Raw genomic sequence first — 25,070 nt, 5'->3', positions numbered from 1 at the left:
GTTGGGCTTTCAGTCCGTTGCGTGGCGTTCCGCGTCCGTGCGGGCCTGGCTGCGGGCCCGTCTGGCCGGGCCGTACCAGCCGCAGGTGCACCGGGCCACGCAGAAGCGGCCCTTCTCCTGCGTCGTCGTGCGGTGTTCGAGGAGATCGGGGTCGGGCTCCGGCCCGTCCTGCTGCGCCACGCCGGCCACGTTACCCACCCCGGGTGACGTGCGGGGGTGCCGGGCGGCGGGTGCCCGCGTGACGAGGGCACATACCCGTCGTTAACCGGAACAACAGGGGGCCCGTGACGGACGTACCGGCTGGGGGTAGGCAGGCGATGACTGGGCGGCAGCGGGATCGGCGGAGCCGGCGGACGGGTGCGGCGCTCGTCGCGGCCGGGGTGATGGCCGCGACGGGACTGGGCGCCGGCGGATGCGCGGGCGGGGACGCCGTCGCCGGGGACGCCCGGGGCGGGGACGCCGTGGCCGTGCTGCGCGGGGCCGCCGGCCGGCTGGTGGACGCGGGCAGCGCCCGGGCCCGGACGTCGATGGAGATGGCGGCCGGCGGGACGCGCGTGACGATCCGGGGCGCCGGGGTGTACGACTTCCGCCGCCACACGGGACGGCTCGAGGTGCTGCTGCCGCAGGACCCGGCCGGGGCCGCCGAGAGCCGCCCCATCACCGAGCTGCTCGCGCCGGGCGCGCTGTACATGAAGAACCGGGGAGCCGGCGTCCCGCCGGACAAGTGGGTGCGGGTGGACACCCGGACCCTGACCGACGGCAACCTCGTCACCGGCGGTGCCACCGACCCGTTCACGGCGGCGGAGGTCCTGCGCGGGACGCGGACGGCGACGTACGTGGGCCGGACCGAGGTGGCGGGCACGGCGGTGCGGCACTACCGGGGGACGGCCGATCTCGGCGCCGCGGCCCGGCGGGCCTCCGAGGGCAGCGCGGGCTCGCTGCGCGCGGCCGGGAAGGGGTTCGCCACGGCGGAGGTCCCCTTCGACGTCTACCTCGACGACGAGGGGCGCATCCGCAAGGTGCGCCACCGCTTCAGTTTCCTGAACGGGCAGCAGAAGAACCCGGTGGCCGTCGCCTCGACCACGCTGCTCTACGATTTCGGGGCTCCGGCGCGCATCCGGCTGCCGGAGGGCGGCGACATCTACGCGGGCAGGATCGCCGAGGAGTGACCGGCGCGAACTAGCCCGTCCGTGCCATGCGCGGTGTGTGCGCCGCTCCCTACTCTAGGAAGTCGGTAACGGCAGAGACGAGGTGACGCGCGTGGCTCCGGTCGGCGGTACGGCAGTTCAGGACCACGTGGCCCTCGCCGAGATCGAGCTGTGCGGCGAGCTCATCATCGCCGCCTCGGCCGCGCAGGAGCGGCTCAGCCTGGAGAGCATCGACGAGGTGCTGAACGTGGCCGAGGAGCGCGCCGCCTCCGGGCGCTGAACGGCCGGGGCCCGGGTCAGGTCCGCAGCATGCGGGCGATCGCCTGGGTCGCCTCCTTCACCTTGGCGTCGATCTCGTCACCGCCCTTGAGGGCCGCGTCGGCGACGCAGTGCCGGAGGTGCTCCTCCAGCAGTTGCAGGGCGAAGGACTGCAGGGCCTTAGTGGAGGCGGAGACCTGCGTGAGTATGTCGATGCAATAGACGTCCTCGTCGACCATGCGTTGCAGGCCGCGGATCTGGCCCTCGATGCGGCGCAGCCGCTTGAGGTGCTCGTCCTTCTGCTTGTGGTACCCGTGCACCCCGTGGTCGTGGTCGGTCACGGCGTCCGCGCCGGTGGTGTCGGCGGTGCCGTGGGTGACATGCGCGACATCTGTCGTGTCGGTCACGTCGGTCATCGCGTCCTCCTGGTGGGCAGTGCGCCGACATATACCCCTACTGGGTATATGGTACCGAAGTTTCCCGGGTATACGGGCCTGGGGCCGCCCCCGTGCTCATCACTGTGCCCGATGGGCGACACTGGTGGGCGGCCCGATAGCCGTGGCCGGATGTTGCGCCTAGCATCAGCCTGACCGAAACCGAAGCACCCCGAGGACCCCACGTGCGCTTTCGTCTGACCCCCAGGGAGACGAGCTTCTACGACATGTTCGCCGCCTCCGCGGACAACATCGTCACGGGCTCGAAGCTCCTGATGGAACTGCTCGGGGCGGACTCTTCCGCCCGGGCCGAGATCGCAGAGCGTATGCGGGCCGCGGAACACGCAGGTGACGACGCCACGCATGCGATCTTCCACCAGCTGAACTCCTCGTTCATCACGCCGTTCGACCGCGAGGACATCTACTCCCTGGCCTCGTCCCTCGACGACATCATGGACTTCATGGAGGAGGCCGTCGACCTGGTCGTCCTCTACAACGTCGAGGAACTGCCCAAGGGCGTCGACCAGCAGATCGAGGTGCTGGCGCGCGCGGCGGAGCTGACCGCCGAGGCGATGCCGCACCTGCGGACGATGGAGAACCTCACCGAGTACTGGATCGAGGTCAACCGTCTGGAGAACCAGGCCGACCAGATCCACCGCAAGCTGCTCGCGCACCTCTTCAACGGCAAGTACGACGCCATGGACGTGCTGAAGCTGAAGCAGATCGTGGACGTGCTGGAGGAAGCGGCGGACGCGTTCGAGCACGTGGCGAACACGGTGGAGACCATCGCCGTCAAGGAGTCCTGAGCCCTTCATGGACACCTTCGCGCTGATCGCGACCATCGGGGTCGCGCTCTTCTTCACGTACACCAACGGCTTCCACGACTCGGCGAACGCCATCGCCACGTCCGTGTCCACGCGGGCGCTGACGCCGAAGGCCGCGCTGGCGATGGCCGCCGTGATGAACCTGGCCGGCGCCTTCCTGGGCTCGGGAGTCGCCAAGACCGTCAGCGAGGGCCTGATCCAGACGCCCGAGGGCTCGAAGGGGATGGGCATCCTCTTCGCCGCGCTCGTCGGCGCGATCACCTGGAACCTCATCACCTGGTACTTCGGCCTGCCGTCCTCGTCCTCGCACGCGCTGTTCGGCGGCATGGTGGGCGCGGCGCTGGCCGGTGGCACGACGGTCTACTGGCACGGCGTGCTGGACAAGGTCGTCATCCCGATGTTCATCTCGCCGGTGGTCGGCCTGATCGCCGGTTACCTCGTGATGACGGCCATCCTGTGGCTGTTCCGGCGCTCCAACCCGCACAAGGCCAAGCGCGGGTTCCGCATAGCCCAGACGGTGTCCGCGGCGGGCATGGCCCTCGGCCACGGTCTGCAGGACGCGCAGAAGACCATGGGCATCGTGGTGATGGCCCTGGTCATCGCCGACGTCGAGGACTACGGCGACCCGATCCCGGTGTGGGTCAAGATCGTCTGTGCGGTGATGCTGTCGCTGGGCACCTACGCGGGCGGCTGGCGCATCATGCGGACCCTGGGGCGCAAGATCATCGAGCTGGACCCGCCGCAGGGCTTCGCCGCGGAGACGACCGGTGCCTCGATCATGTTCACCACGGCGTTCCTGTTCAAGGCGCCCATCTCCACGACCCACGTGATCACCTCCGCCATCATGGGCGTGGGCGCCACCAAGCGCGTGAACGCGGTGCGCTGGGGCGTCGCGAAGAACATCATCCTGGGCTGGTTCATCACAATGCCGGCTGCCGCCCTGGTGGCCGCGGCGTCCTTCGGGATCGTGAACCTGGCGTTCCTGTAGGACGGGACGCCCGCACCGCCCGTGCGACGCGAGAGGGCCCGCCCCCGGGAATCCGGGGGCGGGCCCTTTTTCGGCCTCGCGGTGGCACCGCCATGCAGCACCGCGAGGAGCACCGGGGGGACGGTCAGCCGAAGCGGCCGGAGATGTAGTCCTCGGTGGCCTGGACCGACGGGTTGGAGAAGATGCGCTCCGTCTCGTCGATCTCGATGAGCCTGCCGGGCTGGCCGACGGCCGCGAGGTTGAAGAACGCGGTGCGGTCCGAGACGCGGGCCGCCTGCTGCATGTTGTGCGTCACGATGACGATCGTGAAGCGCTCCTTGAGCTCGCCGATCAGGTCCTCGATCGCCAGCGTGGAGATGGGGTCCAGGGCCGAGCAGGGCTCGTCCATGAGCAGGACGTTCGGCTCGACCGCGATGGCGCGGGCGATGCACAGGCGCTGCTGCTGGCCGCCGGACAGGCCCGAGCCGGGCTTGTTCAGCCGGTCCTTGACCTCGTTCCAGAGGTTCGCGCCCTTGAGGGAGCGCTCGACGATGTCGGACAGCTCGCTCTTCTTGTAGGAGCCGTTCAGCCGCAGGCCCGCCGCCACGTTGTCGAAGATCGACATCGTCGGGAACGGGTTGGGCCGCTGGAAGACCATGCCGACCTCCCGGCGCACGGACACCGGGTCGATGCCCGTGCCGTAGAGGTCCTCGTCGTCCAGGAGCACCTTGCCCTCGACGCGGCCGCCCGAGGTGACCTCGTGCATGCGGTTCAGGGTGCGCAGGAACGTCGACTTGCCGCAGCCGGAGGGGCCGATGAAGGCCGTCACCGAGCGCGGCTCGACGGTCATCGAGATGTCCTCGATCGCCTTGTGGGAGCCGTAGTAGGCGGTGAGCCCGCTCACGTCGATTCGCTTGGCCATTGCTTCTTCACTTCCAAGTGTTGGGGGGTCGCTGTGTGGCCCCGCGCGGCGGTAGCCGCAGATTGACGCTTCAGCGACCGGTGCTCGGGGCCTTCCAGCGGGCGATCCCGCGGGCCACCAGGTTCAGGAGCATCACGAAGGCGATGAGGGTCAGCGAGGCGGCCCAGGCGCGGTCGTACGCCGCACCGGAGCCCGCGCTGTTCGCGTACTGCTGGTAGATGTACAGCGGCAGGGAGGCCTGCGCGCCCTCGAAGGGGTTGGCGTTGATGAACGCGTTGCCCCAGACCAGCAGCAGCACCGGGGCGGTCTCGCCGGTGATGCGGGCGATCGCGAGCATGATGCCGGTCGTGATGCCGCCGATGGAGGTGGGCAGGACCACCTTCAGGATGGTGCGCCACTTGGGGACGCCGAGCGCCAGGGAGGCCTCGCGCAGCTCGTTGGGCACGAGCTTGAGCATCTCCTCCGTGGAGCGGACGACCACCGGCATCATCAGGATGGCCAGGGCCAGCGAGCCGGCGAAGCCGAAGGGCTGCATGTCGAGCATCAGCATGAGGCTGAGGATGAACAGGCCCGCGACGATCGACGGGATGCCGGTCATGACGTCGACGAAGAACGTGATGGCCTTGGAGAGGTTGCCCCGGCCGTACTCGACGAGGTAGATCGCGGTGAGCACGCCGATCGGCGCGGCGATCACGGTGGCGAGTCCGACCTGCTGCAGGGTGCCGAGGATGGCGTGGTAGATGCCGCCGCCGGGTTCGGTGTCGGCGACGACGCCCATGGAGTGCGTCAGGAAGTAGACGTCGAGGACCTTCACGCCGCGCGCGACGGTCGACCAGACCAGCGAGGCCAGCGGCACGACGGCGAGCAGGAAGGCGACCCAGACCAGGGAGGTCGCGATGCGGTCCTTGGCCTGCCGCTTGCCCTCGACGGCCGCGGCGATGGCGTACGTGCCGACGACGTAGAGGATCGCGGCGATCAGGCCCCACTGGACGCGGCTGTGCAGCCCGGCGGCGAGGCCGATGCCGGCCGCGAGGGCGATGGAGCCGCCGGCGATGGCGAAAGGGGACCACTTGGGCAGGCGGGCGCCGCGCAGGCTGTTGGGGCCCTTGGGGGTCAGGGTTGCGGTGCTCATGCGTTGGCCCCCGAGTACTCCTTGCGGCGGGCGATGATCGCGCGGGCCGCGCCGTTGACCAGCAGGGTGATGACGAACAGGACCAGGCCGGAGGCGATCAGCGCGTCGCGGCCGAACTCGGTGGCCTCGCCGAACTTGCTGGCGATGTTCTGGGCGAACGTGCCGCCGCCCGGGTCCAGCAGGCTGGCCTGGATGTCGAAGGTCGGGGAGAGCACCGTCGCGACGGCCATGGTCTCGCCGAGGGCGCGGCCGAGGCCGAGCATCGAGGCGGAGATGACGCCGGAGCGGCCGAAGGGGATGACCGCCATGCGGATCACCTCCCAGCGGGTGGCGCCGAGCGCCAGCGCGGCCTCCTCGTGCATCTGCGGGACCTGGCGGAAGACCTCGCGGCTCACGTTGGTGATGATCGGCAGGATCATGATCGCGAGCAGGATGCCGACGGTCAGCATCGAGCGGGGGGCGCCGCCCTCCCACGAGAAGACGCCGGTCCAGCCGAGGTAGTCGTCCAGCCAGCCGAACAGGCCGGTCATGTGCGGGACGAGGACCAGGGCGCCCCACAGGCCGTAGACGATCGACGGCACGGCGGCGAGCAGGTCGATCACGTAGGCGATCGGGCCGCGCAGCCGGCGGGGGGCGTAGTGGGTGAGGAACAGGGCGATGGCGACGGCGACCGGGACCGCGATGACCATGGCGATGATCGAGGAGACCACCGTGCCGAAGGCCAGGACGGCGATGCCGAAGTCCGGCGGGACGAGGTTGGTGTCCCACTGGAAGGTGGTGAGGAAGTTGCCCTCGTCCTTGCTGATGGCGAGGGACGCCCGGTAGGTGAGGAAGACCGCGATCGCGGCCATGACCACCAGGAGCAGGATGCCGGAACCGCGGGAGAGGCCGAGGAAGATCCGGTCTCCGGGCCGGGTGGCGCCGCGCGCGGCGCGCTTGTCGATCGCCGGCTGTGAGGCGGGGGGAGGTGCGTCGGTTATCTGTGTGGGTGTGCCCATCGGGTTCTCCGGTCTGCGGAGCCGTACGCGGGGTACGGCCACTGGCGGCGGTGCACCGGACGGTGCGGCCCGGTCCCGGGGTGGGGGCCGGGCCGCACGCGGGTCAGCTCAGGCTCTCGATGGTGGTGCGGACCTGGGCGATGATGTCGTCGGGGATCGGCGCGTAGTCGTTCTCGGCGAGGATCTTCTGGCCGTCCTCGGAGGCGATGTAGCGCAGGAACGCCTTGGTGCCGGGCAGCGTGTCGGACTTGTTGCCCTTGTCGCAGACGATCTCGTAGGTGACCAGGACCATCGGGTAGGCGCCCTCGGCCTTGGTGGCGTAGTTCAGCTCCAGGGCGAGGTCCTTGCCGGTGCCGACGACCTTCGCCTCGGAGATGGCCTTGGTGGCGTTCTCGACGCTGGCCTTCACCGGCTGGGCGGCGCCCGTGTCGAGGTCGACGGTCTTCAGGCCGTCCTTGGCGTAGGACAGCTCGAAGTAGCCGATGGCGCCGTTGGTCTGCTTCACCTGCTGGGCGACACCGGAGGAGCCGGAGGCGGACTGGCCGCCCTTGGCCTGCCAGGTCTTGCCGCCGTCGTAGGGCCAGTCGCCCTTGGCGGTGGCGATCAGGTACTTGGTGAAGTTGTCCGTGGTGCCGGAGTCGTCCGAGCGGTGGAACGCCTGGATCTTGAGGTCCGGGAGCTTCGCGTCGGGGTTCAGCTTCGCGATCTGCTTGTCGTTCCAGTTGGTGATCTGGTTGTTGAAGATCTTCGCCAGGGTCGGGGCGTCCAGGACGAGGTTGTCCACGCCGTTGACGTTGTAGCCGACCGCGATCGGGCCGCCGACCATCGGCAGGTCGATGCCCTGGCCGCCGGAGCAGACCTTCTTGGAGGCGGTGACCTCGTCGGGCTTCAGCGCCGAGTCGGAACCGGCGAAGGCCACCTGGCCCTGGGTGAACGCGGTGACGCCGGCGCCGGAGCCGCCGCCCTTGTAGTTGATCTGGAGGCCCTGGCAGGCCGCGGTGAACTGCTTCACCCAGGCGTCGATGGCGTTCTTCTGCGCGGAGGAGCCGTCGGCGAGCAGCTGCCCCTTGGCGTCGTCGCACTTGACGTTGCTCGGCGCCGCGGCGTTGGAGGAGCCGCCGCCGTCGCTGTTGCCGCCGGTGTCGTCGGAGCCGCACGCCGTGAGGGCCAGGGCGCCGGAGACGGCGAGAGCACCGAGAGCGAGGGCCCGCCGGTTCATGCGCTGAAGCTTCACTTGAGTTCCTTCCGGGAGCCGCCGTCCTGAATTCGGCGGCGTGCGAAGTCTGAGTGACGCGGACGCGGACCCGCTCGCTTGGCGCGGCTCGCGTCGGTAAGGCCGAAATTAGGCAGATCAGGTGAAGGAGCCGATGGCCGCACATGAACGAGGGGTGAACCCCTGTCTAAGGCCTGGTGAGGTCACGGAATGCTCACGGGGAGGACACGGCGGCATGCCGCTTCGGCGGACGAAAGCGGACACAGCGGTCAGGTGGCGATCACGGCCGGCCGGTCGTCCCGGACGGCGGGGAGGCCGGCCGGGGCCGTCGGTCAGTCGGGAGCCGACGAAGGCGCCCCGGGCGGCCGCAGCGCGGTGAGCAACTCGTCGACCAGAGGCCGGTCCTGGGGCCGGGTGAGCCGGTCGCGGGCCGCGGCGGGCGTCAGCCACAGCACCCGGTCGACCTCGGCCGACGGGGTGAACGTGCCGGACACGGCCTCGGCGGCCCAGTAGCGGACCTGCTTGGGGCGGCCTCCGGCCAGGTAGTGCAGGGTGGACAGCTCCGGGCCCGGCACGGCCCGGCAGCCCGTCTCCTCCTCGACCTCGCGCAGGGCGCCGGCGAGGGCCTCCTCGCCCGGCTCGAGCTTCCCCTTCGGCCACGACCAGTCGTCGTATTTCGGCCGGTGGACCAGGCAGAGCCGCGGCTCGCCGCCGGTGGGGGAGCGGCGCCACAGCACGCAGCCCGCCGCCAGGACCGTGCCGTCCCCGGAAGTGCTCACGCCGTTCACCGCCTCCTGCCGCCCGGCCCGGTCCTCACGCGCCGACGGTCTCCTTCTGCCAGGCCTGCTGGAACGTGAAACGTGCCGCCTCCACCTCGTGCCGCTGGTCGGCGTGGAGCACGCCGAGCGCGTACGCCGTGGCCGGGGCGATCCGCGGGGTACGGGCCGCCTGGGCCGCCGCCGCTGCCGCCTCCGAGGCGTCGCGGTGCAGGTTCAGCGCCTGGCCCGCGGCGAGCAGGCGCAGGTCGACGACGGCGTTGCCGCGGGGGCCGCTGACCGTCTCGCGGGCGTAGCGGTGCAGGCGCAGCAGCAGACGGACCTGGTGCCAGGGGGCGTCCTGCGGGTGCGGGACCGTGTCGGGGGACAGGCCGTGGACGAGGGCCGCGGCGTTGTAGGGGCTGCCCGCGGTGACCAGGGGCAGGGCGGTCACGGCGTCGGTGAGCCGGTCCTCGGCCGCCCCGGCGAGGGGGCGCAGGTCGGTGGTGGCGGCGGGGCCGGTGAGGGGGACCTCGCTGGCCAGCACGGCGACCTTGTCGGCGACGGCGTGGAAGCGGCTGCTGCCCAGGGCCTGAAGGGCGGTGGAGTGGGCGCGGGTGCGGGCGAGGGTGAGCTGGCGGTCGAGCAGGGCGCCCGCCTTCGCCGCCCCGACGGTGAGGTTGCCGCGCTCCGGGGCCGCGGTGGCGCCCCGGGGAGCCGCCCCGGCCGGGACGGGCGCCGCACCGGCGGCCCGGCCGCCGGGGGGCGGACCCGCCGCGCCCGGGAAGGCGGTGGAACCCGATAGGCGGTGCAGGGCGGCCAGCAGGCGTTCCAGGCGGGCCGTGCAGGCGTGCTCCATCGCCAGGGTGCCCGACACCCAGGCCAGTTCGGGGCGCACCGCCTCGCACCAGTCGGCGTCCAGCAGGGGCTGGAAGGTGTGCAGGCTCGCGCTGATCCGGCGGGCCGAGCGGCGCAGGGCGCGGGCCGCCTCCGCCGAACTCTCCGAGCCGCCCGCCCCCACCCCCGTCTCGCGGTGCAGGCGCAGGGCCCGGAGGAACTCCGTGGCCTGGGCCCGCAGATAGCCCGCGAGGGCGTCACCGGTCGGGGCGGTCGCGACGGTCCCCGGCCGGGTTTCCGCCAGGGGCGCGGCGGTCCCGGGCCGGGGGCCCGTCGGGTCAAGGTGTCGCTGTGCCACGCCGGCGCCTCCGGGCGTCTATGAGCATCTCCTGGACGTTGCGCAGGGGCTGGCCGTCCGCGTCGGTGGCGTGCCGGGTCCACTCGCCGTCCGGACCGAGGTGCCAGGAGGCGGTGGAGTCGGACATGCCGGTCTCCAGCAGCCGGTTCAGGGCCGCCCGGTGGGCCGGGTCGGTGACCCGGACCAGGGCCTCTATCCGGCGGTCGAGGTTGCGGTGCATCATGTCGGCGCTGCCGATCCACACCTCGGGCTCGCCGCCGTTGCCGAAGGCGAACACCCGGGAGTGCTCCAGGAACCGGCCCAGGATCGAGCGGACCCGGATGTTCTCCGACAGGCCGGCGACGCCCGGGCGCACGGCGCAGATGCCGCGCACCCAGATGTCCACCGGCACCCCGGCCTGGGCGGCGCGGTAGCAGGCGTCGATGACGGCCTCGTCGACCATCGAGTTGACCTTGATGCGGACGTACGCGGGACGCCCCGCGCGGTGGTGCTGTATCTCCTTGGTGATCCGCGAGACCAGCCCGTCGCGCAGGGACTTGGGGGCGACGAGCAGCCTGCGGTAGGTCTCGCGGCGGGAGTAGCCGGAGAGCCGGTTGAACAGGTCGGACAGGTCCGCCCCGACCTGCGGGTCGGCCGTGAGCAGGCCGAGGTCCTCGTAGAGGCGGGCCGTCTTCGGGTGGTAGTTGCCGGTGCCGACGTGGCTGTAGCGGCGGAGCGTCTCGCCCTCCTGGCGGACCACCAGCGACAGCTTGCAGTGGGTCTTCAGCCCGACCAGGCCGTAGACCACGTGGCAGCCGGACTCCTCCAGCTTGCGGGCCCACTTGATGTTGGCGTGCTCGTCGAAGCGGGCCTTGATCTCGACCAGCACCAGGACCTGCTTGCCGGACTCGGCGGCCTCGATGAGCGCGTCGACTATGGGGGAGTCGCCCGAGGTCCGGTACAGGGTCTGCTTGATGGCGAGGACGTCGGGGTCGCCGGCGGCCTGCTCCAGGAAGGCCTGCACGGAGGTGGAGAAGGAGTCGTACGGGTGGTGCAGCAGCACGTCCCGTTCGCGGAGCGCGGCGAAGATGTCGGGCGCGGACGCCGACTCGACCTCGGCGAGGTCGCGGTGGGTGCCGGCGACGAACTTGCGGTACTTCAGCTCCGGCCGGTCCAGCGAGGCGATGCGGAAGAGGCCGGTGAGGTCCAGCGGGCCCGGCAGCGGGTAGACCTCGGCCTCGCTGATCTTCAGCTCGCGCACCAGCAGGTCCAGGACGTCGCGGTCGATGGACTCCTCGACCTCCAGGCGCACCGGCGGGCCGAAGCGGCGCCGCATGAGTTCCTTCTCCAGGGCCTGGAGCAGGTTCTCGGTGTCGTCCTCCTCGACCTCCAGGTCCTCGTTGCGGGTGAGGCGGAAGGCGTGGTGCTCCAGCACCTCCATGCCCGGGAACAGCTCCTCCAGGTGCGCGGCGATGACGTCCTCGATGGGGACGTAGCGGCCGGGGGAGCTCTCCAGGAAGCGGGACAGCAGCGGCGGCACCTTGACCCGGGCGAAGTGCTTGTGGCCGGTGACCGGGTTGCGCACGACGACGGCCAGGTTCAGCGACAGGCCGGAGATGTACGGGAAGGGGTGCGCCGGGTCGACCGCCAGCGGGGTCAGCACGGGGAAGATCTGGTGCCGGAACAGGGTGAACAGGCGGGCCTGCTCCTTCTCCTGGAGCTCGTTCCAGCGGACCAGGTGGATGCCCTCCTCCGCGAGTGCGGGGGCGACGTCCTCGTGGTAGCAGGCGGCGTGCCGGGCCATGAGCTCCCGGGAGCGCGCCCAGATCATCTCCAGCACCTCGCGGGGCTGGAGGCCGGAGGCGGAGCGGGTGGCCACGCCGGTGGCGATGCGGCGCTTGAGGCCGGCGACCCGGACCATGAAGAACTCGTCCAGGTTGCTGGCGAAGATCGCCAGGAAGTTGGCCCGCTCCAGCAGGGGCGTGTTCGGGTCCTCGGCGAGTTCGAGCACCCGCTCGTTGAACGCGAGCCAGCTGCGCTCCCGGTCGAGGAAGCGGCCCTGGGGCAGCTGGGGCCCGTCGTACGGCGACTCCTCGTAGGCGTCGAGGTCGGCGTCGATGTCGGGTTCCAGATCGGACACGACGGCGGCGACCGTGTGCGGGCGATGGGCCGCGATGGAGCCCACGGAGGGCTGCGGGTGCTGGACCTGTGCCTGGGTGTTCGGCTGGCTCATGGACCCATTCTTCCGCGCCGCGAGCATCACGGGCGCGTCGGAAGGCGCGGGCGCGAGCGGCGGAGTCTCATGAGCGCTCCCGTTCCCCGTGGGCCCCATCGGGGGCGGCGACGGTTCTGGCACGGCGGGATTCATTGGCCGAGCGTCGCAAGCCCGTCTGAATCGGCGGTTACGGAGACATGACGTGCGGGACACCGGGGGGCGGCCCGCCGGGGTGCGAGGGGGGCGGGTGGGGCGCGTGGGGCGTGAGGGGTGCCGGGCGCCGACGGGGGGGCGGCCGTGCACAGGCTGTGGACGGGGCCGGCCTTCCCGGGGGTGCCGTGCCCGCGCGTCGGGTGTCGGTCCGCGCGTCCGTCCCCCCGTGGACGGACGCGCGGACCGGGCTCAGGGCAGGCGCCGGGCCAGCAGGGCGAACGCGGCGGTGGCGGCCAGGGCGGCGACGGCCAGCACCAGGGACGTCTCGACCAGTTGCAGGGGCCAGAAGTGGGACGCCGGGTGCTCGTGCATCAGCTGAGCCGTCCCCGGCGGGGTCGGCCACAGATGCGGGCGCGCCTCGTCGAGCGCCCAGATCAGAGCCGCCACGGCCAGGACGGCGGCACCGAGGGCGGGCAGGGCGCGGCGCAGGACCACGCCCGCGAGGACGCCCAGGGCGAGGGCGGCCAGGGGGTGGACGGTGGCGAGGACGCCGTTGGCCTCGAAGACGCTGTCGTCGTGCCACTCGGACCAGCCGATGGCCCGGAACAGGTGGTGGTCCGAGGCCCACAGGGTGCGGTGCAGCAGGGTCAGCGCGAGGGTGCCCGGCACCAGCAGCAGGGCCGGGACGGCCAGCTTGGCGGCGAGCCAGCGGGCCGGGGTGACCGACTGGGTCCACGCCAGTCGGGCGGTGCCGTCCTCCAGCTCGCGGCCGACCAGCCCGCCCGCCCACGCGCCGGTGAGCACCGGCACGAGGGAGAGCAGGCCCTCGGCGACCGTCACCACGGTCTCGTACCGGAACATGGCGGGTCCGGGAATGTCGCAGCCCAGGTCCGGGGTGCCGTCGGTGCAGCCCATCTCCCGGTACTCGGCCCACGCGGCGTCCGCCCCCGGGCCCAGCGCCCACAGCAGTGCCCCCGCGGCCACCGCGACCAGCCCGATCCAGAAGACCAGCGCCGAGCGGTGCACGCGCAGTCCGGCGAGGAACAGCCCGCGCGGCCCCGGGAACCGGGGGGCGGCGACCGGGGTCGCGTCCGTCACGGCGGTCATACGGCGGCCTCCTGCGGGTCGAGCAGCAGCGAAGGGGCATCGGGGGCACGCAGGTGGGCCAGGACGACCTCCTCCAGGGAGGGGCGGTCGCCGTGCCGTGCGTCGCCGAGGGCGCCCGCGGGCCGTACCAGGGCGGTCAGCTGGCGGCCGGTGGTGCGGGACTCGACCACGGTGTGCGGGGCCAGGGAGTCGCCCGCCCGGGCCGTGACCAGGGTGTGCGCGGCGAGCAGGTCGTCCAGCGGCCCGGCCAGCCGGACCCGGCCGCGGCCGAGCAGCAGCAGGTGGTCGCAGGAGCCCTCCAGCTCCGCCACGACATGCGAGGACATGACAACCGTGGTGCCGTGGTCGGCGGCGTCGGCCATGAGCGTGGCCATCAGCTGGTGCCGCGCGAGCGGGTCGAGGTCGGCCATCGGCTCGTCCAGGAGCAGCAGCTCGGGGCGCTTGCCGAGGGCCAGGGCGAGGGCGACCCGGGTGCGCTGGCCGCCGGAGAGGGAGCGGATGCGGGCACCGGGGTCGAGGTCGCCCTCGGCCACGATCCGCTCGGCGGTCCGGGCGTCCCAGCGCCTCGGGTTGAGGTCCCGGCCCAGCCGCAGCGTGCCCGCGACGGTGAGCTGGGGGTACAGCGGCTTGTTCTGGGCGACGTGCGCGAGGCGCTCACGGGCCGCCGCCGGGGTGGTGCCGAGCACGGTGACGGTGCCCTCGGTGGGGCGCAGCAGCCCGGCCGCGAGGGCCAGCAGGGTGGACTTGCCGGCGCCGTTGGGGCCCACGAGGGCGCAGACGCGGCCTGCCGGGAGCCGGAAGGAGCACCCGTCCAGCGCCGGCCGGCGGCGGAGCCCGTACCTCCTGCCCAGTCCGGCCGCCTCGATGGCGGTGTCGGTCATGCGTCCCCCTTGGTCTGTGTGAACTGCGCGTCGAGTACGGAAGCGAAAAGGGCGGCCACGTCCTCGCGCTCCAGGCCGGCCTCGCGGGCCCGGGCCGCCCAGGCGTCCAGCTCCGCGCGCAGCGGGGAGTCGGCGGGGGCGGCGCCCAGGGACCGGCGTACGAAGGTGCCGAGTCCGCGACGGGCCTCGACCAGGCCCTCGCGCTCCAGCTCCCGGTAGGCCTTGAGCACGGTGTTCGGGTTGATGGCGGTGGCCTCCACGACCTCGCGGGCCGTGGGGAGCCGGTCTCCCGGTTGCAGCAGGCCCAGGCGCAGGGCCTGCTTGGTCTGCTGGACGATCTGGACGTAGGTGGCCACGCCGCTGCGCCGGTCGATGCGGTATTCGACCACTGCCTAACCACCCTTTCACTAATTGAGTAGTGAAAGGGTGGTGGGAAGTCCGGGTGGAAGTCAAGCCGGGTCGCGGCAGGCCGTCGGTCGACGGCGGTGGGTGCCGACGCCTGTCACAACCAGCAGTTGTGCAGCGGGCCGGGTCAGCGGCACGAGCACCCGAGGAGCCCCTTCCTGCACAACCACCTGGCGTGCCGCTAAGCTCCCGGCGTGGATCTCAAAGCCGTGCGGGCCTTCGTCGCGATCGCCGATTCCGGGCAGTTCCAGCGGGCCGCCGTCGACCTCGGGCTCACCCAGCAGGCCGTCTCCAAGCGGATCGCGGTGCTGGAGAAGGACCTCGGGGTGCGGCTGCTGGTGCGTACTCCCCGGGGTGCGGAGCTGACCATCGACGGCCAGGCGCTGCTGCCGCACGCCCGGGTCCTGCTGCGGGCGGAGGAGCGGGCCGCCGCCGCGGTGCGGCCCGGGGACCGGGCGCTGCGGGTGGACGTGGTGGGGCGCCGGAGCGCCGTCGGGGGGCTCGTGCAGGACTTCCACCGGGCGCATCCGGGGATCGCCCTGGACGTCGTCACGCTGTTCGACGCGGACACGGCGACGGCGGCGGTGCGGGACGGGGCCGTCGACGCCACCTTCCGCGCCGTCACGATGCCCGGGCACCGGCTCCCCGACGGTGTCGCGGCCGTCCCGGTCCTGGACGAGCCGCTGCACCTGTGCGTCGGCCCCGGGCACGCCTTCGCGAAGGCGCCCTGGGTGACGCCCGCGCAACTGGCCGGGCACCGCATCTGGATGCCGGGGAACGTGCCGGGGACCGAGTGGCACGCGTACTACGAGGCGTTCGCCGCGGAGTTCGGGCCGGCCGTCGACACCGTCGGGCCCAACTTCGGTCTGGAGGCGCTGCTCGACACGGTCGCCGGTTCCCCGACCGTGGCGACCGTCCTGAGCGAACGGACCCCGCACGTCTGGCCGGCCGGCCACGACCTGCGGCTGGTCCCGCTGCGCGACCCGGTCCCGGTCTACCCGCACTCCCTGCTGCGGCGCACGGACAACCGGCACCCCGGTCTGGCCGCGCTCCAGGACCACCTCACGGCGAACCGCCCCGCACCGCCGCAGGGGCAGACCTGGCGCCCGGCCTGGGCCCGGCCCACCCCTACGGGAGCCGCTTCTCCCTCAGCGTGAAGGACTTGGGCACCCCGCCCGGCTGCGGCTTGCCCTCCTTGCGGCCAACGACCCGGTAACCGGCGTCCTCGTAGTAGGCGTTGAGCCGGGCGTTGGCCGCCAGGCAGTCCAGCCGCACCGAGGTCCGGCCCGTCCCGGCCACACGGCGCTCGGCGGCCCTCAGCAGCAGCCGGCCCGTCCCGGGCGGGGCGACCGACCGGTCCACCATCAGCCGGTGCACGTACCCGGCCACCGGCGGCTGCGGGCCCCAGGCGTCCTCGTCCTGCCACCACAGCTCCCAGGCGCCGGTCAGGCGCCCCTCGGACTCGGCCAGCCAGACCTCGCCGGCCGTCATGGCCCGGCGGAAGTGCTCCCGGCCCAGCTCGCCCGGGCGCCACTGCCCGGTGATGCCGTGGGACAGCATCCAGCGGGCCGCGTCGTCGCGCAGGCGGACGAGGGCCGCCAGGTCGCCCTCATCGGCCGGGCGGATGCGTGGATCGGGCGCCCGGGACACGGCTCAGGTCTCCGTCCGGTACATGAGGTCCACCTCGTGCGTGGTGAAGCCCAGGCGTTCGTAGACCGTCACCGCCGCCTTGTTGTCGGCGTCGACGTACAGCATCGCGGTCGGCAGGCCCCGGTCCGCGAGGTGGCGCAGGCCGATCGTCGTGAGGGACCTGCCGAGGCCGCCGCCCTGCGCGCCCGGGGCGACACCGAGGACGTACACCTCGCCGAGGCGCTCGCGGTCGTGCACCTTCGTCCAGTGGAAGCCGACGAGCTCGTCGCCGCGGAACGCGAGGAAGAAGCCCGCCGGGTCGAACCACGGCTCGGCCTTGCGGTCGTCCAGGTCGCGCTGGGTGAGCGAGCCCTGCTCGGGATGGTGGGCGAAGGCGGCGGCGTTGACGGCGAGCCAGGCCGCGTCGTCCCGGCCGGGCTCGAAGGGGCGTACGGTGACGCCCTCGGGCAGCACCGGCTCCGGGGCGTCGAAGCCGGCCAAGGGGCGGCGCATCTGGCGGAGTTCGCGGAACAGCGTGAGGCCGAGGACCTGGGCGAGGTGCCGGGCGGCGGAGTGCCCGCCGTGCGCCCACACGCGAAGTCGCTTGCCGGAGGCGGCCAGCAGGGCCGAGCCGAGGGCCCGCCCGTGCCCGTGTCCGCGATGCCCCGGATGCACCACCAGCTCGGCGGCGGGCGGCTCGACCTCGTCGGTGTCCTCCAACTGGGCATATCCGACGAGGTGCCCGTCCACGGTGAGGAGCAGGTGGGACACGCCCTCGCGCTCCCCGCCCCGCAGCTGCAACCGGCCCTGTTCGGACACCGCCTGCTGACCGTCGGTCCGGGCCGCCTCGTCGAGCAGTCCGAGCACGGCCTCGGTCTGCTCCGCGGAGAGGGCGGCAAGGGTCTCGATCGAGCGGGGGTGGCCGGGCCGTACGGTGTCGTCGCTGGTCATGCGTACGAGGGTACGGGGCGGCACCGGCAAATCGGCGGCAAAGAAGCAACCCACTCGTAACCATGAAAGGCCTGTCGCGCTACGCGCGTTGACTTTAGGCTGCGCGCGACGACATCACTGTCACCGCAGACCCACAGGGGGGCGAATGCCAGCCACTTCACCGGCGCATCCGGAGCGCCGGAAACGCCGTACGACCCGTCTCGCCGCGCTCACCGCCGGTGTCGTCACCGTCGGCGCGCTGGCCGCCGCGGCGCTGCCCGGCTCCGCGAGCGCCGGTGAGGACCACCGCGAGGGCGGCCACGGGCACGGCCGCTACCAGGACGTGCAGCTGCTGTCCTTCAACGACCTGCACGGCAACCTGGAGCCCCCGGCCGGTTCCTCCGGCCGCGTCACCGAGACGCAGCCCGACGGCACGACGAAGACCATCGACGCCGGTGGTGTCGAGTACCTCGCCACGCATCTGCGGCAGGCCCGCGAGGGCGAGAAGTACTCCATCACCGCGGCCGGCGGCGACATGGTCGGCGCCTCCCCGCTGCTGTCCGGCCTGTTCCACGACGAGCCGACCATCGAGGCGCTGAACAAGCTCGACCTCGACGTCACCTCCGTCGGCAACCACGAGTTCGACGAGGGCGCCAAGGAGCTCGGCCGCCTCCAGAACGGCGGCTGCCACCCGAAGGACGGCTGCTACGCGGACGAGAAGTTCCAGGGCGCCGACTTCCCGTACCTCGCGGCCAACGTCCTCGACGAGAAGACGAAGAAGCCGATCCTCAAGCCCTACTGGGTGTGGAAGAAGAACGGCGTCAAGGTCGGCTTCATCGGCGTGACCCTGGAGGGCACCCCGGACATCGTCTCCGCCGAGGGCGTCAAGGGCCTGTCCTTCAAGGACGAGACCGAGACGATCAACAAGTACGCCAAGGTGCTCCAGAAGCAGGGCGTGAAGTCGATCGTCGCGCTCATCCACGAGGGCGGCTTCCCGGCGTCGACGTCGTACAACTACGACTGCGACTCCCCGGGTGCGGGCGACGGCATCTCCGGCCCGATCGTCGACATCGCCAAGAACGTCACGCCGCAGGTGGACGCGCTGGTCACCGGCCACACCCACAACGCGTACGTGTGCAGCATCGCCGACCCGGCGGGCAAGCCCCGCATGGTCACCTCGGCCGCGTCCTTCGGCCGCCTCTACACCGACACGACGCTGACCTACGACCGCAGGACCGGCGACATCGCCCGTACGGCGGTGAAGTCCGCGAACCGCGTGGTCACCCGGGACGTCCCCAAGGCGCCCGACATGACCGAGCTGATCGGCAAGTGGAACACCCTGGCCGCGCCCATCGGCAACCGGCCGATCGGTTACATCTCCGGCGACATCGGCAACACCGGCACCGAGTCCCCGCTCGGCGACCTCATCGCCGACGCCCAGCTCGCCCACGGCAAGCAGCTCGACCCGGAGACCGACCTGGCGCTGATGAACCCCGGCGGCATCCGCGCGCCCCTGACCTACGCGGCCAAGGGCGCCGAGGGCGACGGTGTCGTCACCTACGCGGAGGGCTTCACGGTCCAGCCGTTCGCCAACACCGTGAACCTCCAGGACTTCACGGGCGCGCAGGTGATCCAGGCGCTCAAGGAGCAGGTGTCCGGCCCGAACGCGGCCGCGCCGAAGATCCTCCAGGTCTCGTCCGGTCTGACGTACACGCTGGACCTCACCAAGTCCGGTGCCGACCGGGTGGTCACCGACAGCATCAAGCTGAACGGCTCGGCCATCGACCCGTCGGCCACCTACCGCGTCGCGACGAACAGCTTCCTCGCGGGCGGCGGCGACGGCTTCCCGACGCTGGGCCAGGGCACCGGCGACGTCGTGGGCGCCGACGACCTGACCGCGCTGGAGCAGTACCTGACGGCCAACTCCTCGGCGACCAGCCCGATCGCGCCTCCGAAGGCCGACCGGATCACGATCGTGAAGTAGGTCGCATACCCGGGGTTCGAGTTGCGGGTGGGACCGGTGCGCGTGGTCGGATGGCTCGATGCGTACCCCCCACCACGCAGCTGCGCATCCCCGGCCCAACCCGTACGAGGAGCTCGCCGCCCTCGACGACGGGCCTCTGGAGGTGACCCCTCTGGAGGAGTTCCTCCCCGAGGCGCCCGAGGAGGGCGCCGAGGACGCCTGGGCCCCGCCGGACCACCGGCGGGGCGGCAGGCGGGGCGGTCGACGGAGTGGCAGGCGGCGGAAGAATCGTTTCGCCGGACTGCCCTTCGCGCTGAAGGCGGTGGTCGGCCTGGTCGTCGTCGCCGCCTTCGCCGCCCTCGCCGACCGCTGGGCCCTGCTCTACGCCGAGCACCGCGCCGCCGACACCCTCCGGGACCGCCTCGACCTGGCCGCAGCGCCCGAGGTGGAGATCGGCGGCTTCCCCTTCCTCACCCAAGTCGCCGCTGAACGGCTGGAGTCGGTGAAGGTGATCGTCCCGGACGTCGCCGCCGACCGGGTCTCCCTCGCGAAGGTGTCCGCCACGGCCCACGACGTCCGCCTGGACGCCGACGGCCTCACCTCCGTACGCGGCGCCCGCGTCCCCCGCTTCGACGGGGAGGTGCAGCTGTCCTTCGCCGACCTCAACCGCGAACTCGGCGCCTCCCAGGTCGCGTTCACCGGCGAGGGCCGCGACCGCGTGCGGGCCGAGGGCACCCTGCCGGTCGCCGGGCACGACCTGCGGGTGCACGCCGAGGCCCGGATCCGCCGCCAGGGCGCGCACGGCATCGCCACCGAGATCGGCAGCATGCGCCTGGACATCGGCGACCTGGCCACCTACCGCCCGGGCACCGGTCCCGCGCAGGGCCTGCACCTCACGCCCGAGGGCAGCGCGGACCTGGCCCGGCAGACCCGCAAGGCGAAGGCCCTGCTGTCCGTCCCCGCCATCGTGCGGCGGCTCGGGGTGCCCGGGGCGACCGTGCGCGAGGCCCTGGCCGACGACGGCAGGCTCACCGAGCTCACCGGGTCCCCGCGCTTCGCGCGCCAGGCCCAGCGCCTGAACCTCGTCGACCTGGCCCTGGACCACCCGCAGGTGCTGCGCCGGCTCGGCCTCGACCCGAACCTGCTCGACGCCCTGTCCGGCCTGACCCGCCCGGTCCTGGCCGAGCGGCTGTCCCTGGCGTTCGAACTCCCGGAGCCGGAGCAGGGGAACGTGCGGTTGCAGGAGGTCCGCGTGCAGCGGAACGGCATCCGGGTGCGGGTGTCGGGGTCGGGGCTGTCCGTGGGGTCGTAAGGAGGACGCGTATCCGCCGGGCGTGGTCACCGTGGACATCTGCTCCCCCGGCATGCTCGGCTTCCACTGACACTTCACTCGTCGCCGCGGTGGAGGCGCCAGGGCGTGTTCACCGGCCTCGCCGTCGCGCAGTACCGCCCTGGCGCCTTCGAGCACCCCTGCCGCGCGGCTCGAGCCCTTGGGCATCCTTCGTGGCGTACGTCAGTCGGTAGGGAGGTCCGCCGGCGGGGGGACCGTCGCTCCTGGGAGCCGGACCGTCGCCACCGTGCCTCCGTCCTCGGCCGGGGCCAGGGTCACCTCGCCGCCCGCCTGCTGCACCGTGCGGGCCACGATCGACAGGCCCAGGCCCGAGCCCGGCAGGGACCGTGCGCTCGGGGAGCGCCAGAAGCGGTCGAAGACGTGGGGGAGTTCGTCGGCGGGGATGCCCGGGCCGTGGTCGCGGACCGTGAGGGTGCCGTCGGCCAGACGTACGTCGATCACGCCGCTCTCCGGGCTGAACTTCACCGCGTTGTCCAGGATGTTGACCACCGCCCGTTCCAGGGCGGACGGCTCCGCCCGGACGAACCACGGCTCGACGTCCGCCGTGATCGTCAGGTCCGGGCCCCGCAGCCGGGCCCGCCGCAGCGCCGACTCGACCGTGTCGTGCCAGGCGACGATCTGGGTCCGGCCGGCGTGGTGGCCAGTGTCCGGGCGGGACAGCTCCTGCAAGTCGCCGATGAGCGCGGCCAGTTCCGTCATCTGGGCCTTCACCGACGCCAGCAGGGCCTTGCGGTCGGCCTCGGGGAGGGGGCGGCCGGTCTCCTCGCTGCGGGTGAGGAGCTCGATGTTGGTGCGCAGCGAGGTCAGAGGGGTGCGCAGCTCGTGGCCGGCGTCGGCGATCAGCTGCTGCTGGAGGTCCCGGGAGCTGGCCAGCGCCGAGGTCATCGAGTTGAAGGAGTGGGACAGGCGGGCGATCTCGTCCTCGCTGTCGTCCTCCACGGGGATGCGGATGTTCAGGTCCTCGGTGCGGGCCACGTGCTCGACGGCGTCGGTCAGCTTGTCGACGGGCCGTAGCCCGGCCCGGGCGACGGCCAGCCCGGCCGCGCCGGCGCCGAGCACCCCCACGCCCGACACCAGCAGCAGGATCAGCGCCAGTTCGTTGAGCGTGGACTGGGTGCCCTTCAGCGGCAGGGCGACGACCAGCGAGTAGTCCGCGGCCACACCCGGCCGCAGGGAGTCGTCCTTGACGACGAGCGCCGTGGTCATGACGCGCAGCCTGTTCCCGTCGGTGTCGGTACCGTCCCGGAAGTGCTGCACGTTCGGGTCGGGGGCCTTGGCCACGGTCTTGTCGGCGCCGCTGACCTGCACCTGGGCCGTGGAGCTGGGGAAGAGGCACACCTTGCCGTCGACCCTGACCAACTGCCCGTAGCTCTTGGGCCGCGACCCCACGCCGAGTGCGTCGGAGGGTGTCTGGGGACAGGCGGCCACGAGGTCGCGGAACTCGTCCGGGCGCACCGGCCCCACCGACGACTTCAGGTCCTCGTCGATCTCGTCGTACAGCTTGCCCTGCACGATGAACCAGCAGGTCACCGACACCGCCGCCACGGCGAACGCCACGGCCGCCGCCACCAGCAGCGCCAGTCGCGAGCGGATCGGCAGCGAGCGGAAGCGGCGGACGAGCCTGTTCACTCGGCGCCGCCCTGGCGGAGCACGTAGCCGACCCCGCGCACCGTGTGGACCAGGCGCGGCTCCCCGCCCGCCTCGGTCTTGCGGCGCAGGTACATCACGTACACGTCCAGGGAGTTCGACGACGGCTCGAAGTCGAAGCCCCAGACGGCCTTGAGGATCTGCTCCCGGGTGAGGACCTGGCGCGGATGCGCCATGAACATCTCCAGCAGCGTGAACTCCGTGCGGGTGAGCTCCACCGGGCGCCCGCCCCGGGTGACCTCGCGCGTGGCGAGGTCCATGCGCAGGTCGGCGAAGGCCAGCACGTCCTCGTCGGCCGGGCCGGCCGCGCCCATGGCCGCCGCGTAGGAGCTGCGGCGCAGCAGGGCGCGGATCCGGGCGAAGAGCTCGTCCAGTTCGAACGGCTTGACCAGGTAGTCGTCGGCGCCCGCGTCGAGGCCGGTGACGCGGTCGCCGACCGTGTCGCGGGCGGTGAGCATCAGGATGGGTGTCGTGTCGCCGGCGGCGCGGATGCGGCGCGCGGCGGTCAGCCCGTCCATGCGCGGCATCTGGATGTCGAGGACGACGAGGTCGGGGCGGTAGACCGCGGCCATCTCCAGGGCGTCCGCGCCGTCGACCGCGACCTGCGTGCCGTACCCCTCGAAGGCCAGGCTGCGCTGGAGCGCTTCGCGTACGGCCGGCTCGTCGTCGACGATCAGGATGCGCTGGGTGTCACGGTCGCCGTCTGCGGGGCTCATGGGCGGGCGGTCCTCGGGTGTGGTGGGGGCGGGGGTGCTCTGACGTTCTCAGCGTCGCACGACTCGGCGCGGGGCCGGGCGCCCTCCGTCCGCAGGGGGGGAATCAGTCCGTCGACCCCGCCCGCAGCTTCGCGAGGTCGGCCTTCACCGTGTCGATCGGGATGGCGAAGCCCAGGCCGACGCTGCCCGCGTCGGCGGACGAGGAGGCCTGGCTCGCCGGCGAGTACATCGCGGAGTTGATCCCGATGATGTTGCCGTTCATGTCGATCAGCGCGCCGCCGGAGTTGCCCGGGTTGAGGGACGCGTCGGTCTGGAGCGCCTTGTACGTCGTGGTGTCGCTGCCGGTGTCGCCGTTGAACTGACGCCCGCCGAACTCGAACGGCCACTGTTCCCCGCCCTGCTGGGGCTGCTGCTGCCCCTCGTCGGTCGGGACGGTCACGTCGCGGTCGAGGGCCGAGATGATGCCGCTGGTCACCGTGCCGGACAGCCCCTCGGGCGAGCCGATCGCCACGACCTGGTCGCCGACCTGCACCCCGGCCGAGTCGCCGAGCGTGGCGGCCTTGAAGCCGGAGCCGTCCTGCACCTCGATCAGCGCCAGGTCCTTCTTGCTGTCGGTGCCGACGGTCTTCGCGGAGTACGTCTTGCCGTCGCTGGTCGTCACCTGGATCTTCGAGGCGCCGGAGACGACGTGGTTGTTGGTGACGATCTCGCCGCCGCTAGTGATGATCACGCCGGAGCCGGTGGAGGACCCGGCGTTGGAGTCGGCGCTGATCTCGACGATGCTGGGGCTGACCGCCTTGGCGACCCCGGCGACCGTGCCCTTCTGACTGGAGGGGACCACGTGGGTGCTGGTGGAGCTGGAGGCGACGGTGTCGTTGCCGGCCAGCTCCTGGATGCCGTAGGCGGTGCCGCCGCCTGTCGCGGCCGCGACGATCGCCACGGCGGCGAGCAGGGCCACGGGCCCGCGGGTGCGCTTGTGCGGAGCGTGCGCCGGGGCGTACGCCGGCGGGGGCGGCCACTCGGGGTTCACCGGGGCCTGCTGCTGACCCTCGTAGGGGTTCGGGTACTCGCCGCTGCGGTGGAAGCTCTCGGTCATGGCATCGAGCGTGCGGCCCGACCATGAGAGCTTCCTGAGTGCTCACTGAGAAGCCCGACAGAAGTGCGTATGCCCGATGTAAAGGGCCGCGCGCGGGAGCCGGCGGGTTACGCGCAGCCGCAGGAGTGGCGGACCACCAGCCGTGACGGGAAGACCTTCAGGCGCTCGCGCCGGGATCCCGCCACCCGCAGTCCGTCGTCGAGGACGAGGTCCACCGCGGCCCGGGCCATGGCCGGACGGTCCGAGGCGATCGTCGTCAGGGGCGGGTCGGTCAGGGCCGCCTCCTTGATGTCGTCGAACCCGGCCACCGCCAGCTCGCCGGGCACGTCGATGCGCAGTTCGCGCGCCGCGCGCAGCAGGCCGATCGCCTGGTCGTCGGTGGAGCAGAAGATCGCCGGCGGGCGGTCCGGGCCGGAGAGGATCTTCAGAGCCGCCTGGTAGGCGTCGTAGCGGTTGTAGAGGGCCTCGAAGAGGCGGCCCTCGGTGGGGATCCCGGCGTCGTCCATCGCGCGGCGCCAGCCCTCGACGTGGTCGGAGACCGGGTCGCCGACCGCGGGCGTCTCCGCTATGCCGCCCATGCAGGCGACGTACGCGTGGCCGTGCTCCAGCAGGTGCCGGACGGCCAGCTCGGCGCCGCCGAGGTCGTCCGTGGTGACGGCGACGTCGTCGATGGCCTCGGGGCGTTCGTGCAGCAGCACCACCCGGGCGTCCCAGGCGTCGATCTCGGCGGCGGCCAGGTCGTTGAGCGCGTGGCTGACGAGGATGAGGCCGGAGACCCGCATGCCCAGGAAGGCCCGCAGGTAGTGCACCTCGCGCTCGGCCACGTAGTCCGTGTTGCCGACGAGGACCATCTTCCCGCGCTCGGAGGCGGCCTGCTCGACCGCGTGCGCCATCTCCCCGAAGAAGGGCTGGCGGGCGTCCGGGATGATCAGGCCTATGAGGTCCGTGCGCCGGGACGCCATCGCCTGGGCCACCCGGTCGGGCCGGTACCCCAGTTCCTTGATCGCGGCGAGGACACGCTCGCGCGTGGCCGGGGCGACCGGCCGGGGTCCGTTGTTGATGACATAGCTGACCACGGCAGTGGAGGTCCCTGCCAGCCGCGCCACGTCATCCCGAGTCACCTTGGCCACGCGCGGAGTCTACGCGGATATA

General features: G+C 72.3%; 25 protein-coding genes. 7 read left to right on the top strand and 18 right to left on the bottom strand.

The window, feature by feature from the left end:
• Positions 1–9: 9 nt before the first annotated feature.
• On the bottom strand, positions 10–180 hold the full coding sequence (locus ACZ6ZN_RS27955; protein ID WP_398110819.1) for a hypothetical protein: 171 nt from the start codon (positions 178–180) through the stop codon (positions 10–12).
• 137 nt (positions 181–317) lie between these two features.
• Here ACZ6ZN_RS27955 and ACZ6ZN_RS27950 point away from each other — a divergent pair, with 137 nt between their 5' ends.
• Together ACZ6ZN_RS27950 and ACZ6ZN_RS27945 are read left to right on the top strand one after the other, a co-directional pair.
• Complete coding sequence (locus tag ACZ6ZN_RS27950; RefSeq protein WP_451876851.1) at positions 318–1,169, top strand: SCO4651 family lipoprotein; 852 nt, start codon at positions 318–320, stop codon at positions 1,167–1,169.
• A gap of 91 nt (positions 1,170–1,260) precedes the next feature.
• On the top strand, positions 1,261–1,428 hold the full coding sequence (locus ACZ6ZN_RS27945; protein ID WP_369194770.1) for a hypothetical protein: 168 nt from the start codon (positions 1,261–1,263) through the stop codon (positions 1,426–1,428).
• 16 nt (positions 1,429–1,444) lie between these two features.
• On the opposite strand, the gene ACZ6ZN_RS27940 is transcribed toward ACZ6ZN_RS27945, so the two are convergent.
• A complete protein-coding gene (locus ACZ6ZN_RS27940) occupies positions 1,445–1,822 on the bottom strand; it encodes a metal-sensitive transcriptional regulator (RefSeq protein ID WP_451876850.1) in 378 nt (125 codons plus the stop codon).
• Positions 1,823–2,025: 203 nt separating this feature from the next.
• Between ACZ6ZN_RS27940 and ACZ6ZN_RS27935 the strand changes: the two genes are divergently transcribed.
• On the top strand, positions 2,026–2,646 hold the full coding sequence (locus ACZ6ZN_RS27935; RefSeq protein ID WP_362235767.1) for a DUF47 domain-containing protein: 621 nt from the start codon (positions 2,026–2,028) through the stop codon (positions 2,644–2,646).
• Between the two features lie 7 nt (positions 2,647–2,653).
• Positions 2,654–3,652: an inorganic phosphate transporter gene (locus tag ACZ6ZN_RS27930; protein ID WP_398110822.1), complete on the top strand. Its 999-nt coding sequence runs from the start codon at positions 2,654–2,656 to the stop codon at positions 3,650–3,652.
• 124 nt (positions 3,653–3,776) lie between these two features.
• Here the strand turns inward: ACZ6ZN_RS27930 and pstB are convergent, their stop codons facing one another.
• From pstB to ACZ6ZN_RS27880, 10 genes are all read right to left on the bottom strand, one after another.
• Complete coding sequence (gene pstB / locus ACZ6ZN_RS27925) at positions 3,777–4,553, bottom strand: phosphate ABC transporter ATP-binding protein PstB (RefSeq protein WP_398110823.1); 777 nt, start codon at positions 4,551–4,553, stop codon at positions 3,777–3,779.
• A gap of 70 nt (positions 4,554–4,623) precedes the next feature.
• Positions 4,624–5,685, bottom strand: a complete 1,062-nt coding sequence (gene pstA / locus ACZ6ZN_RS27920) for a phosphate ABC transporter permease PstA (RefSeq protein ID WP_451876849.1) — start codon at positions 5,683–5,685, stop codon at positions 4,624–4,626.
• Positions 5,682–6,683 (bottom strand): phosphate ABC transporter permease subunit PstC, encoded by a 1,002-nt coding sequence (pstC, locus tag ACZ6ZN_RS27915; RefSeq protein WP_451876848.1) that lies wholly within the window; start codon positions 6,681–6,683, stop codon positions 5,682–5,684. The genes pstA and pstC overlap by 4 nt, the downstream gene beginning before the upstream one ends.
• 103 nt (positions 6,684–6,786) lie before the next feature.
• A complete protein-coding gene (gene pstS, locus ACZ6ZN_RS27910) occupies positions 6,787–7,917 on the bottom strand; it encodes a phosphate ABC transporter substrate-binding protein PstS (RefSeq protein WP_398110826.1) in 1,131 nt (376 codons plus the stop codon).
• Between the two features lie 311 nt (positions 7,918–8,228).
• Complete coding sequence (locus ACZ6ZN_RS27905; RefSeq protein ID WP_451876847.1) at positions 8,229–8,675, bottom strand: NUDIX hydrolase; 447 nt, start codon at positions 8,673–8,675, stop codon at positions 8,229–8,231.
• A 34-nt stretch (positions 8,676–8,709) separates the two neighbouring features.
• Positions 8,710–9,846 carry a CHAD domain-containing protein gene (locus ACZ6ZN_RS27900; protein WP_469650461.1) on the bottom strand — a complete coding sequence of 379 codons (1,137 nt, stop codon included), beginning with the start codon at positions 9,844–9,846 and terminating at the stop codon, positions 8,710–8,712.
• Positions 9,827–12,193 (bottom strand): RNA degradosome polyphosphate kinase, encoded by a 2,367-nt coding sequence (locus ACZ6ZN_RS27895; RefSeq protein WP_451876845.1) that lies wholly within the window; start codon positions 12,191–12,193, stop codon positions 9,827–9,829. The genes ACZ6ZN_RS27900 and ACZ6ZN_RS27895 overlap by 20 nt, the downstream gene beginning before the upstream one ends.
• 249 nt (positions 12,194–12,442) lie before the next feature.
• On the bottom strand, positions 12,443–13,300 hold the full coding sequence (locus ACZ6ZN_RS27890; protein ID WP_469650458.1) for an ABC transporter permease: 858 nt from the start codon (positions 13,298–13,300) through the stop codon (positions 12,443–12,445).
• Positions 13,297–14,181: an ABC transporter ATP-binding protein gene (locus ACZ6ZN_RS27885; protein WP_398110831.1), complete on the bottom strand. Its 885-nt coding sequence runs from the start codon at positions 14,179–14,181 to the stop codon at positions 13,297–13,299. The genes ACZ6ZN_RS27890 and ACZ6ZN_RS27885 overlap by 4 nt, the downstream gene beginning before the upstream one ends.
• Entirely contained in the window at positions 14,178–14,570 is a 393-nt protein-coding gene (locus ACZ6ZN_RS27880; RefSeq protein ID WP_398110832.1) for a GntR family transcriptional regulator, read from the bottom strand. Before ACZ6ZN_RS27880 ends, ACZ6ZN_RS27885 begins: the two co-directional genes overlap by 4 nt.
• Positions 14,571–14,780: 210 nt before the next feature.
• Between ACZ6ZN_RS27880 and ACZ6ZN_RS27875 the strand changes: the two genes are divergently transcribed.
• Positions 14,781–15,743, top strand: coding sequence for a LysR family transcriptional regulator (locus ACZ6ZN_RS27875; RefSeq protein WP_451876843.1), 963 nt, complete (start codon positions 14,781–14,783; stop codon positions 15,741–15,743).
• Here ACZ6ZN_RS27875 and ACZ6ZN_RS27870 read toward each other — a convergent pair.
• Both ACZ6ZN_RS27870 and mshD read right to left on the bottom strand, forming a co-directional pair.
• The gene (locus tag ACZ6ZN_RS27870) at positions 15,715–16,236 is read right to left on the bottom strand and encodes a GNAT family N-acetyltransferase (RefSeq protein WP_469650453.1); all 522 of its coding nucleotides are present in this window, start codon (positions 16,234–16,236) and stop codon (positions 15,715–15,717) included. The two genes, ACZ6ZN_RS27875 and ACZ6ZN_RS27870, sit on opposite strands and share 29 nt — an antisense overlap.
• Before the next feature lie 3 nt (positions 16,237–16,239).
• Positions 16,240–17,166: a mycothiol synthase gene (gene mshD / locus ACZ6ZN_RS27865; protein ID WP_451876841.1), complete on the bottom strand. Its 927-nt coding sequence runs from the start codon at positions 17,164–17,166 to the stop codon at positions 16,240–16,242.
• Between the two features lie 145 nt (positions 17,167–17,311).
• Here mshD and ACZ6ZN_RS27860 point away from each other — a divergent pair, with 145 nt between their 5' ends.
• Positions 17,312–19,129, top strand: a complete 1,818-nt coding sequence (locus ACZ6ZN_RS27860; protein WP_469650450.1) for a bifunctional metallophosphatase/5'-nucleotidase — start codon at positions 17,312–17,314, stop codon at positions 19,127–19,129.
• Positions 19,130–19,187: 58 nt separating this feature from the next.
• A complete protein-coding gene (locus ACZ6ZN_RS27855) occupies positions 19,188–20,420 on the top strand; it encodes an LmeA family phospholipid-binding protein (protein WP_469650448.1) in 1,233 nt (410 codons plus the stop codon).
• 201 nt (positions 20,421–20,621) lie between these two features.
• On the opposite strand, the gene ACZ6ZN_RS27850 is transcribed toward ACZ6ZN_RS27855, so the two are convergent.
• The 4 genes from ACZ6ZN_RS27850 to ACZ6ZN_RS27835 form a co-directional block, all read right to left on the bottom strand.
• Positions 20,622–22,088: a sensor histidine kinase gene (locus tag ACZ6ZN_RS27850; RefSeq protein WP_469650445.1), complete on the bottom strand. Its 1,467-nt coding sequence runs from the start codon at positions 22,086–22,088 to the stop codon at positions 20,622–20,624.
• Positions 22,085–22,822 carry a response regulator transcription factor gene (locus tag ACZ6ZN_RS27845; RefSeq protein ID WP_469650443.1) on the bottom strand — a complete coding sequence of 246 codons (738 nt, stop codon included), beginning with the start codon at positions 22,820–22,822 and terminating at the stop codon, positions 22,085–22,087. Before ACZ6ZN_RS27845 ends, ACZ6ZN_RS27850 begins: the two co-directional genes overlap by 4 nt.
• A 103-nt stretch (positions 22,823–22,925) precedes the next feature.
• Complete coding sequence (locus tag ACZ6ZN_RS27840) at positions 22,926–23,918, bottom strand: S1C family serine protease (protein WP_398110839.1); 993 nt, start codon at positions 23,916–23,918, stop codon at positions 22,926–22,928.
• Between the two features lie 107 nt (positions 23,919–24,025).
• Positions 24,026–25,048, bottom strand: a complete 1,023-nt coding sequence (locus ACZ6ZN_RS27835; RefSeq protein ID WP_398110840.1) for a LacI family DNA-binding transcriptional regulator — start codon at positions 25,046–25,048, stop codon at positions 24,026–24,028.
• Positions 25,049–25,070: the final 22 nt, after the last annotated feature.

The organism is Streptomyces sp. NPDC053665, assembly GCF_055585285.1.
Note: the sequence above shows the minus strand (reverse complement) of the source record. Positions and strands in the feature narration are given on the sequence as shown.

Coding starts and splice junctions, on each gene's coding strand:
- ACZ6ZN_RS27930 (WP_398110822.1), top strand. CDS start 2,654: ATGGACACCTTCGCGCTGATCGCGACCATCGGGGTCGCGCTCTTCTTC.
- ACZ6ZN_RS27940 (WP_451876850.1), bottom strand. CDS start 1,822: ATGACCGACGTGACCGACACGACAGATGTCGCGCATGTCACCCACGGC.
- ACZ6ZN_RS27895 (WP_451876845.1), bottom strand. CDS start 12,193: ATGAATCCCGCCGTGCCAGAACCGTCGCCGCCCCCGATGGGGCCCACG.
- ACZ6ZN_RS27885 (WP_398110831.1), bottom strand. CDS start 14,181: ATGACCGACACCGCCATCGAGGCGGCCGGACTGGGCAGGAGGTACGGG.
- ACZ6ZN_RS27890 (WP_469650458.1), bottom strand. CDS start 13,300: ATGACCGCCGTGACGGACGCGACCCCGGTCGCCGCCCCCCGGTTCCCG.
- ACZ6ZN_RS27855 (WP_469650448.1), top strand. CDS start 19,188: ATGCGTACCCCCCACCACGCAGCTGCGCATCCCCGGCCCAACCCGTAC.
- ACZ6ZN_RS27840 (WP_398110839.1), bottom strand. CDS start 23,918: ATGACCGAGAGCTTCCACCGCAGCGGCGAGTACCCGAACCCCTACGAG.
- pstB (WP_398110823.1), bottom strand. CDS start 4,553: ATGGCCAAGCGAATCGACGTGAGCGGGCTCACCGCCTACTACGGCTCC.
- ACZ6ZN_RS27950 (WP_451876851.1), top strand. CDS start 318: ATGACTGGGCGGCAGCGGGATCGGCGGAGCCGGCGGACGGGTGCGGCG.
- pstA (WP_451876849.1), bottom strand. CDS start 5,685: ATGAGCACCGCAACCCTGACCCCCAAGGGCCCCAACAGCCTGCGCGGC.
- mshD (WP_451876841.1), bottom strand. CDS start 17,166: ATGACCAGCGACGACACCGTACGGCCCGGCCACCCCCGCTCGATCGAG.
- pstC (WP_451876848.1), bottom strand. CDS start 6,683: ATGGGCACACCCACACAGATAACCGACGCACCTCCCCCCGCCTCACAG.
- ACZ6ZN_RS27845 (WP_469650443.1), bottom strand. CDS start 22,822: ATGAGCCCCGCAGACGGCGACCGTGACACCCAGCGCATCCTGATCGTC.
- ACZ6ZN_RS27860 (WP_469650450.1), top strand. CDS start 17,312: ATGCCAGCCACTTCACCGGCGCATCCGGAGCGCCGGAAACGCCGTACG.